This window comes from Caulobacter sp. B11 (genome assembly GCF_002737765.1).
Lineage (GTDB): Bacteria > Pseudomonadota > Alphaproteobacteria > Caulobacterales > Caulobacteraceae > Caulobacter.
The window spans coordinates 1-8,656 of the sequence record NZ_PEGG01000037.1 but is presented as its reverse complement, the minus strand read 5'-3'; the positions used below and the strand labels follow the sequence as shown (position 1 = coordinate 8,656).

General features: G+C 69.1%; 8 protein-coding genes and 5 pseudogenes. 11 read left to right on the top strand and 2 right to left on the bottom strand.

The genetic code is table 11. The annotated features are described in order from the left end of the window. Both CSW58_RS16000 and CSW58_RS15995 read left to right on the top strand, forming a co-directional pair. Nucleotides 1–541: pseudogene (locus tag CSW58_RS16000) on the top strand (bifunctional (p)ppGpp synthetase/guanosine-3',5'-bis(diphosphate) 3'-pyrophosphohydrolase); the annotation flags it as partial. A 334-nt stretch (nucleotides 542–875) separates the two neighbouring features. Further along, nucleotides 876–977, top strand: a pseudogene (locus CSW58_RS15995) (hypothetical protein); the annotation flags it as partial. Between the two features lie 118 nt (nucleotides 978–1,095). Here the strand turns inward: CSW58_RS15995 and CSW58_RS02670 are convergent. Further along, nucleotides 1,096–1,510 (bottom strand): annotated as a pseudogene (locus tag CSW58_RS02670) (NUDIX domain-containing protein). 71 nt (nucleotides 1,511–1,581) lie between these two features. On the opposite strand from CSW58_RS02670, the gene pyrE reads away from it, so the two are divergent. The 8 genes and pseudogenes from pyrE (at nucleotide 1,582) to recO (ending at nucleotide 7,451) form a co-directional block, all read left to right on the top strand. Then, entirely contained in the window at nucleotides 1,582–2,166 is a 585-nt protein-coding gene (pyrE, locus tag CSW58_RS02665; protein WP_099446200.1) for an orotate phosphoribosyltransferase, read from the top strand. A gap of 6 nt (nucleotides 2,167–2,172) precedes the next feature. Then, complete coding sequence (locus CSW58_RS02660; RefSeq protein WP_099446199.1) at nucleotides 2,173–2,928, top strand: pyridoxine 5'-phosphate synthase; 756 nt, start codon at nucleotides 2,173–2,175, stop codon at nucleotides 2,926–2,928. Next, nucleotides 2,925–3,317 (top strand): holo-ACP synthase, encoded by a 393-nt coding sequence (gene acpS, locus CSW58_RS02655; RefSeq protein ID WP_099446198.1) that lies wholly within the window; start codon nucleotides 2,925–2,927, stop codon nucleotides 3,315–3,317. Before CSW58_RS02660 ends, acpS begins: the two co-directional genes overlap by 4 nt. A 20-nt stretch (nucleotides 3,318–3,337) precedes the next feature. After that, nucleotides 3,338–3,631 carry a hypothetical protein gene (locus CSW58_RS02650; RefSeq protein WP_099446197.1) on the top strand — a complete coding sequence of 98 codons (294 nt, stop codon included), beginning with the start codon at nucleotides 3,338–3,340 and terminating at the stop codon, nucleotides 3,629–3,631. A gap of 132 nt (nucleotides 3,632–3,763) precedes the next feature. After that, nucleotides 3,764–4,615 carry a signal peptidase I gene (lepB, locus tag CSW58_RS02645; RefSeq protein WP_099446196.1) on the top strand — a complete coding sequence of 284 codons (852 nt, stop codon included), beginning with the start codon at nucleotides 3,764–3,766 and terminating at the stop codon, nucleotides 4,613–4,615. After that, on the top strand, nucleotides 4,612–5,313 hold the full coding sequence (rnc, locus tag CSW58_RS02640; RefSeq protein ID WP_099446195.1) for a ribonuclease III: 702 nt from the start codon (nucleotides 4,612–4,614) through the stop codon (nucleotides 5,311–5,313). Before lepB ends, rnc begins: the two co-directional genes overlap by 4 nt. 285 nt (nucleotides 5,314–5,598) lie before the next feature. Continuing rightward, nucleotides 5,599–6,563 (top strand): annotated as a pseudogene (gene era, locus CSW58_RS02635) (GTPase Era). A gap of 156 nt (nucleotides 6,564–6,719) precedes the next feature. Further along, the gene (gene recO, locus CSW58_RS02630; protein ID WP_099446194.1) at nucleotides 6,720–7,451 is read left to right on the top strand and encodes a DNA repair protein RecO; all 732 of its coding nucleotides are present in this window, start codon (nucleotides 6,720–6,722) and stop codon (nucleotides 7,449–7,451) included. A gap of 4 nt (nucleotides 7,452–7,455) precedes the next feature. Here the strand turns inward: recO and CSW58_RS02625 are convergent, their stop codons facing one another. Beyond that, the gene (locus CSW58_RS02625) at nucleotides 7,456–7,950 is read right to left on the bottom strand and encodes a 3D domain-containing protein (protein WP_099446193.1); all 495 of its coding nucleotides are present in this window, start codon (nucleotides 7,948–7,950) and stop codon (nucleotides 7,456–7,458) included. 225 nt (nucleotides 7,951–8,175) lie between these two features. On the opposite strand from CSW58_RS02625, the pseudogene CSW58_RS02620 reads away from it, so the two are divergent. After that, nucleotides 8,176–8,656 (top strand): annotated as a pseudogene (locus CSW58_RS02620) (S1/P1 Nuclease); the annotation flags it as partial.

Genomic DNA, 8,656 nt, shown 5'->3' with positions numbered 1-8,656 from the left:
CCAGGTGCTGGAGCACGGCGGCGACGCCGAGGAACTGGTCGAGCACGCCAAGCTGGAGATGTTTCCTCGACGCAGGTCTTCGTGTTCACGCCGAAAGGGCAAGCTGGTCAGCCTGCCGGCGGGGCCATGCCGCTCGACTTCGCCTATGCGTCCACACCAGTGTCGGCGACACCTGTATCGGCGCCAAGATCAATGGCGAGCTGAAGCCCTGCGCACCCCCCTGAACAACGGCGACGTGGTCGAGGTGAATCCGCGGCTCCAAGCCTGTGGTGCCGCCGGACTGGCGCTCGCTGACGGTCACCGGGCGGGCCCGCTCGGCCATCCGCCGCCACATTCGCCAGCCGAGAAGGAAGAGTTCCTGCGTCTGGGCCGCGCCTCGGTGGAACAGATCTTCGAGCGGGCCGGCAAGCGTCTGAAGGACGTTTCGCTGCGGCCGATCCTCGAACGCTTCGCGATCGACAGCGCGAGGCCCTGTTCGACGCGGTCGGGCGCGGCCGCGTCTCGCCCAGCCAGGTTCTGGAAACCGCCTTCCCGGGCATGAAGGACAGCGACATGGCCGCCGCCTCGGCCGCCGCAAAGATCGAGGGCGGCAAGGGGGCGAGGCTCTATGTGCGCGGCGGCGGCCTGACGCCGGGCGTGTCCCTGCACTTCGCCCACTGCTGCAAGCCCGGTGCCGGGCGACCGCATCGTCGGCATCGTGCGCGAAGGCGCCGAGGGCGACGAGGGCCTGGACGTTCACACCATCGACTGTCGAAGCTGGCCGAATACGAGGACCGCGAGGATCTGTGGCGCGACCTGAACTGGACGCCCGAGGCCGAGCGCGAAAACCGTGTCCCTAGACCCGACTGCACGCCACCATCGGCAACGCGCCCGGCGTGCTGGGCCAGGTTCTGCACCATCATCGGCGAGGCCGGCGCAATATCGTCAATCTGCGCATGCACCATCGCCAGAGCGACTTCTTCGACGTGGATTTCGACGTCGAGGTGCGTGACGCCAAGCACCTGACCAACATCTCGGGCGCCTTGGCGGCCTGCCCGCCCGGTCGAGACCGTGGACCGGACCCGGGGCTAGAAGCCTTCGGGTCAAGGGCGCGTTCTAGACGCCCAGCATCGCCACCGCGTCGCGGGTCGCGGCGGTCAGGGGCGAGGGCAGGGCGTCCAGCGCGAACCAGCCCCAGGCCGACAGGGCGTGCGCCTCCTGGATCACCGGCTCGCCCGAGAAGCGCTCGGCGCGAAAGGTGATCGCAGCCAGTGATGGTCATCGGCGATCATGTCGGTCACGGCCAGCACCGCGCCGGCGACCACGGCGATCCCCAGCTCCTCGTGGATTTCCCGTTCGGCGCAGAACCGGACGGCCTCGCCCCAGTCGAGCTTGCCGCCTGGCACGCCCCAGTGGGCGGCTTCGGGGGCCTTGATCCGCTTAACCAGCAGCAGCCGCCCTGGTCGTCGAGAAGGGCGGCGCCGCAGCCGACGCGGGACGAACAGGTTCGGTCATCCGCTGATAGAGCCAGATCCCGCCCCGCGCGCAAGGCGTCACCGGGCCGTTTGAAGACTCGGTCGGCGGGGGCTATATCCCACGGTCATGACCAATGATGACGTCCTCGACGAATTCCGCGCCGCCGGAGCCCTGCGCGAAGGCCACTTCGTGCTGTCCTCCGGCCTTCACAGCCCGGTCTTCCTGCAGAAGAACCTGGTGTTCATGCGGCCCGAGCGCTGCGAGCGCCTGTGCAAGGCCCTGGCCGAGAAGATCATCGCCACGGTGGGCCAGCCCGATGTGGCGGTGTCGCCGGCCGTCGGCGGGATCATCCCCGGCTACGAGACCGCCCGTCACCTGAACGTCGCCTCGATCTATGTCGAGCGCGAGGGCGGCGGCTTCAAGTTCCGGCGCGGCTTCCACCTTGAGCCCGGCCAGAAGGTCGTGATGGTCGAGGACATCGTCACCACCGGCCTGTCGTCGCGCGAGTGCATCGCCGCGATCCAGGCGGCCGGCGGCGAGGTGATCGCGGCGGCCTGCATCGTCGACCGCTCGGGCGGCAAGGTCGATGTCGGCGTGCCGCTGGTCTCGCTGTGCAGCCTGGAGGTTCCCGCCTATCCCGCCGACAACCTGCCGCCGGAACTGGCCGCGATCCCGATCGAGGATCCCGGCAGCCGCCGGCTGAAGAGCTAGACGCCGATGTTGAGGCTGGGCGTCAACATCGACCACGTGGCCACGATCCGAAACGCGCGCGGCTCCAGCTATCCCGAGCCCGTGCGGGCCGCCGAACTGGCCCTTGCGGCCGGGGCGGACGGCATCACCGCTCACCTGCGCGAGGATCGTCGGCACATCTCCGACGCCGACATCGTCCTGCTGACCGACCTGTGTCTCAAGCGTGGCAAGCCGCTGAACTTCGAGATGGCGGTCACCGACGAGATGGTCGCCATCGCCCTGCAGGCCCGGCCCCACGCCGCCTGCCTGGTGCCCGAGCGGCGCGAGGAAGTCACCACCGAGGGCGGCCTGGACGTGGTGCGCGGCTATGACGCCATCGCCGCCGCCACGGGCCGTCTGCGCGCGGCGGGCAGCCGGGTGTCGCTGTTCATCGACGCTGAACCCGGCCAGATCGAGGCCTCGCACCGCCTCGGCGCCCAGGTGGTCGAACTGCACACCGGCGCCTATTGCGACGCGGCGCGGGCCGGCGAGGTCGAGCGCGCCGCCGCCATCCTCGAGCGCCTGAAGGCCGGAACGGCGCTGGCCTCCAGCCTGGGCCTGGAAGTTCACGCCGGGCACGGCATCGACTACGCCACCGTCAAGCCGATCGCCGCCATTTCCCAGATCGCCGAACTCAATATCGGCCACTTCCTGATCGGCGAGGCGATCTTCGTCGGACTGCCCCAGGCCATTCAGCGGATGCGGGCCCTGATGGACGCGGCCCGGGTCGAGCTGGCCGCATGATCATCGGTATCGGTTCGGACCTTTGCGACATCCGGCGGATCGAGAAGTCGCTGGAACGGTTCGGCGACCGGTTCACGCGCAAGGTCTTCACCGAGGTCGAGCGGACGCGCTCCGAACGCAAGCCCGACCGGGCCAGCAGCTACGCCAAGCGCTTCGCCGCCAAGGAGGCCTGCGCCAAGGCCCTGGGCACCGGGCTCAAGCGCGGCGTGCATCTGGCCGGCATGGGCGTGATCAACCTGCCGTCAGGCAAGCCGACCCTGGCCCTGACCGGCGGCGCGGCCGAGCAGCTGGCGCGGATGATTCCCGAGGGCATGACGGCGGTGGTCCACCTGTCCCTGACCGATGATCATCCCTACGCCCAGGCCTTCGTGATCATCGAGGCGATCTGACGCGCGAAAGGGCCGGCGGCATGGGCGACTATCTTCTCCTGATGCATGGCGACGCGACGCACGAACGCGCCGCCGACTGGCCGCCCTATCTGGACCGCTTGATCCAGGCCGGCCGCCTGCGCGGCGGCAGCAGCCTCGGCGACGGGGCCTGTTATCGCAAGGACGGCGCGGCGCGGCCGCTGTCGGCCCATCTGGTCGGCTTCGTCAGGATCAGCGCCGACAGTCTCGACGACGCGCGCGCCTGCCTGGCGGGCAACCCGGTCTATGAGGGCGGTGGAACGGTCGAGCTGCGTTTTCTTGTCGAGGATGAATAGGCTGGCGCGCGCCGCCCAACCGGCGCCATGAACGCGAGTTAACCGGTGCAAAGCTTGCCCCTGTGGCCAAGCCCGTCTAGCTAGGCCTGTCCGGTTCGCCGCAACCCACTTGTCTGAGAGCTCCGCGCCCGCATGACCGACGTCGCCGACACCATGCCCCCCGAAGAAAAGGGCGGCGCCGTCCAGGAATTCATCGAGATCATCAAGACGGTGGCCTACGCCCTGGGCATCGCCCTGGTGCTGCGCGTCCTGCTGTTCCAGCCGTTCACCATCCCCTCGGCCTCGATGGAGCCCAACCTCTATCAGGGCGACTACATCATCGTTTCGAAGTTCAGCTACGGCTATTCCAAGCACTCGATCCCGTTCAGCCCGCCGCTGTTCAACGGCCGGATCCTGGCCGGCAAGCCCAAGCGCGGCGACATCGTCGTCTTCAAGCTGCCGCGCGACACCAAGATCGACTATATCAAGCGCCTGATCGGCCTGCCCGGCGACCAGGTCCAGGTGCGCGGCGGCCTGGTCTATATCAATGGCAAGCCCCTGCAGCAGCAGCCCATGCCCTCGGCCCTGGTCGAGAACGGCTACGGCCAGACCCTGCCGGCCCTGCGCTTCTCCGAGACCAATCCGGAAGGCCGCAAATACGCCACCCAGGACTTCGGCCCCGACGGCGGCAGCGACAATACCGGCGTCTATACCGTGCCGGAGGGCTGCTACTTCTTCATGGGCGACAATCGCGACAACTCGCTCGACAGCCGCTTCAACCCGGGCGTCTCGCCGTTCAAGACCGGCCCTGGCGCCTGCAAGTGGGACTATGCCAATGACCAGTACATCGGCATGCAGGAAGGCGTCGGCTTCGTGCCGGCCGAGAACCTGGTCGGCAAGGCCCAGATCATCCTGCTGTCCTGGAACGCCAACGCCCACCTGTTCAAGCCCTGGACCTGGTTCCTGGACGCCCGTCCCAGCCGCTTCTTCCGCGTCCTGAAATGACCACGGACCGGCGCTCAGTCGCCGTCGGCGACCTGGAGCGCCGGATCGGCCACAGCTTTGGCGACCGCAAGCTGCTCGAGCAGGCCCTGACTCACGCCAGCGTCGGCGACGGGGCCAAGGCCAAGGTGGCCGACAACGAGGTGCTGGAGTTCATCGGCGACCGCGTGCTGGGCCTGCTGGCCGCCGAGGCCCTGGCCGAGCGCTTCCCCCAGGCCAAGGAGGGCGAGCTGGCCCCGCGCCTCAACGCCCTGGTCAGCCGCGAAACCTGCGCCCGCGTCGCCCGCGCCGCTGAACTGGGCCCGGCCCTGCGGCTGTCGGCCTCGTCCAGCAAGATCGGCGGCCGCGAGACCGACTCGATCCTGGCTGGCGGCGCCGAGGCCCTGATGGCGGCCCTGTACCGTGACGGAGGCCTGGACCTGGCGCGCCGGGTGTTCCTCGACCTGTGGTCGGGCGAGTTCGACAAGGCCGCCGAGGGCAAGCCCCGCGACCCCAAGACCGCCCTGCAGGAATGGGCGCAAGGCCAGGGCAAGCCCCTGCCGACCTACGCCGTCAAGGACCGCAAGGGCCCTGACCACGCGCCGGTGTTCACCGTGCAGGTGGTGGTGGCGGGCCTGGACCCGGTGTTCGCCGAAGGCCGCTCACGCCAGGAGGCCGAGAAGGCCGCCGCCAGGGCGTTGCTGGAGCGGGAAGGGGCTTAATCCCCCTTTGCTCTCGCTTTGGCCGAGACGGCGACCGTCTTAGAACCCCGTCTTCCCGGCGAAGGCCGGGACCCAGGTCGAACCCACCCGCGCCTGACGATCCTGCACGGCTGAAAGGCGCATCATCCCAGACGCTCCGGCTGAATCTGGGCCCCGGCCTTCGCCGGGGAGGAGGGGTTTGTTTGGGTGCAGGCGTCCGCTATCGGGCGGAGCAGCAAGGGGTGTTGCGCTCAAAGCATCGCTCCGGCCCCTCCGGCCCCTCATCGGTGCTACACGCACCCCCCAATGACTGAAAACACCCCCCAAAACAGCCGCCCAAGCCACCCGCGCGGCTTCGCCGCCATCATCGGCGCCCCCAACGCCGGCAAGTCCACCCTGGTCAACCGCATGGTCGGGGCCAAGGTCTCGATCGTCACCCAGAAGGTCCAGACGACGCGCTTTCCCGTGCGCGGCGTGGCCATGACCGGCGGCGCCCAGATCATCCTGGTCGACACCCCCGGCATCTTCACCCCCGCCGTCGCCTCGACCGGGCCATGGTCCGCTCGGCCTGGGCCGGCGCCGAGGACTCGGAAGTCGTCGTCCACCTAGTCGACGTGCAGGGCGAACTGGCCGTGCGCGAACGCCGGGCCGGGGCGGGCGAGCACCGCTCGGTGCAGGACGTCCAGACCATCATCGAGGGCCTGAAGGCCGCTAACCGCCAGGTGATCCTGGCGCTCAACAAGATCGACGGCGTCAAGCGCGAGACCCTGCTGGCCGTCGCCCACGACCTGTACGAGACCGGCGTCTATTCGGAAGTCTTCATGATCAGCGCCGCCACCGGCGCGGGCGTCGACGACCTGATGGCCAAGCTGGCCTCGCTGATGCCGGAGGGCCCCTGGCTCTATCCTGAAGACCAGACCGCTGACCTGCCGGCCCGCCTGCTGGCCGCCGAGATCACCCGCGAGAAGATCTATCTGCGCGTCCACGAGGAGCTGCCCTACGCGGCCTCGGTGGAAACCACCGCCTTCCAGGAACGCGCCGACGGCAGCGCCCGCATCGAGCAGACCATCTATGTCGAGCGTGACGGCCAGCGCGCCATCATCCTGGGCAAGGGCGGCGAGGTGATCAAATGGATCGGCAAGACCTCGCGCGAGGAGCTTGAAGACATCCTCGACCGCAAGGTCCACCTGTTCCTGCACGTCAAGGTCAAGGAAAACTGGGCCGAAGAGCGGGGCATCTTCAACGACATGGGCCTGGACTTCGACGTCTAGGCTTCGGCTTCGGCCATTCCGACCGTTGTCACCCCGACGCTTCGCGGCGGCCGGGGTGACACCGACGTTTTGCCGCCCCCTGCCGGCGCCCACCCTTGACTTCACCGCCGACACCCTGTCCCTAGGCCGGGAACATAAAGGGAATATCGCGGTCGCATGGAGTGGGAAGATGACGCCTTCGTCCTGTCGGCCCGGACCCATGGCGAGACCGGGGCGATCGTCGAGCTGCTGACCCAGGACCGCGGCAAGTTCGCGGCCCATGTCTCGGGCGCGGCCTCGCGGCGGATGAAGCCTTTCCTGCAGCCCGGGTCGCGGGTGATCGCCCGCTATCGCGCCCGGATGTCCGACCAGTTGGGCGCCGCCACCCTGGAGCCGATGGGCGAGGGGATCTCGGGCCTGTTCGACGATCCCCTGGCCCTGTCCGGCCTCTCGGCGGCCGCCGCCCTCGCCGCCGCCGCCCTGCCCGAGCGCGAGGCCCATCCCGGGGCCTTCAACGCCCTCGAAGCCCTGATCGGGGTGCTGCAGATCACCGACATCTGGCCGGCGGTCTATGTGCGCTATGAGGCCGGCCTGCTGCAGGAGCTGGGCTTTGGCCTGGACCTGTCGCGCTGCGCCGCCACCGGGACCTTCGACGACCTGGTCTATGTCAGTCCGCGCACCGGCCGGGCGGTCAGCCGCGAGGCCGGGGCGCCCTACAAGGACAAGCTTTTGCCGCTGCCGCCGTTCCTGCTGTCGGCCCAGGGCGGCCTGGCGTCGGGCGACGTCAAGGCCGGGCTCGACATCACCGGGCACTTCCTGGAGCAGTTCGTGTTCGGACCGCTGAACCGGCCGTTGCCGCCGGCCCGGGTCTGGCTGCTGGATCGCCTGGGCGAGGCCGGGCGACTGTAGAGCCCTATTCGGGCGGGCAGCCCTTGAACTCGCCGACCTTGGTCACCGACAGGGTCGCCAGGTTCAGGGCCAGCAGGGGCTTCATCGAGGCGCGGCCGTCGCCGCTGAACAGGTCCAGCTTGTGGCCCTTGATCGCGCCGCCGACGTCGGAGGCGTACCAGTAGCCGTCATGGGTCTGACCATTGGGCATGGGCAGGCCGACGGTCTCCTTGATGAACACCACGGTGCGGCGCGGGATCACGCTCTTGTCGACCGCCAGGGTGCGCATGGCGACCACCTTGCAGCCGAGGCTGTCCAGCGCCCGGATGCCCTTGGCGCCGGCGTGGTAGAGCGTGGCGCGCATCTTGTATTCCACCGACCCAGGCAGGGTTCCGGTCAGCACGCCGGCGATCAGGTCGCCGAGCGGATCGTTGCGCTGTTCGGGCGGGGCGGCGGCGAAGGCGGGGAGGGCGGTGGACAAGGCGAGTATCGCCATCAGTCCGGCGAGCGGTCGTCGCATCGAGGGAATCCTCTTATCGGCGTGTCTGTCGGGCGGGGTCTTCTAGGCCGATCACGCCGCCGTGACAACCCGCTGGGGCGTCGCAGGCCTGAAACGACGGTTTCGCTGGGTGCTGGCGAAGGCCGCGCGGGCGCCTTAAACCCGTGTCATCCCCGCTTGGGGACCCTCGAGACGGCGCGGCGCCGGGCGAGGTCGATCCCCGGCAATTTGGTTCTTGGAGTGCGCATGTCGTCGCTGTCGTCCAGTTTGAAAGTCCTCGTCCTGGCCGCCGGCCTGGCCGCGCCCGCCACTTCGGCCCTGGCCTGGGGCTCGTCGGGCCATCGCATGGTCGGGGTGGCCGCCACCCAGAGCCTGCCCGCCGACATGCCCGCCTTCCTGCGCTCGCCCTACGCCGTGGCGGCGATCGGCGAATATGCCCGCGAGCCGGATCGCTGGAAGGGCTCGGGCAAGCTGCACGACCATGACCGCGACGCCGCCCACTTCCTCGATGTCGACGATCAGGGCCTGATGTATGGCGGCCCCAAGTTCACCGCCGCCACCCTGCCGCCGACCCGCGCCGACTATGAGACCGCCCTGCGCGCGGCGGGCCAGGACAGCTGGAAGGCCGGCTACCTGTCCTATGCGCTGATCGACGGCTACCAGCAGCTGGTCAAGGACTTCACCTATTGGCGCATCCTGGTCGTCGCCGAGAAGACCGCCAAGGACC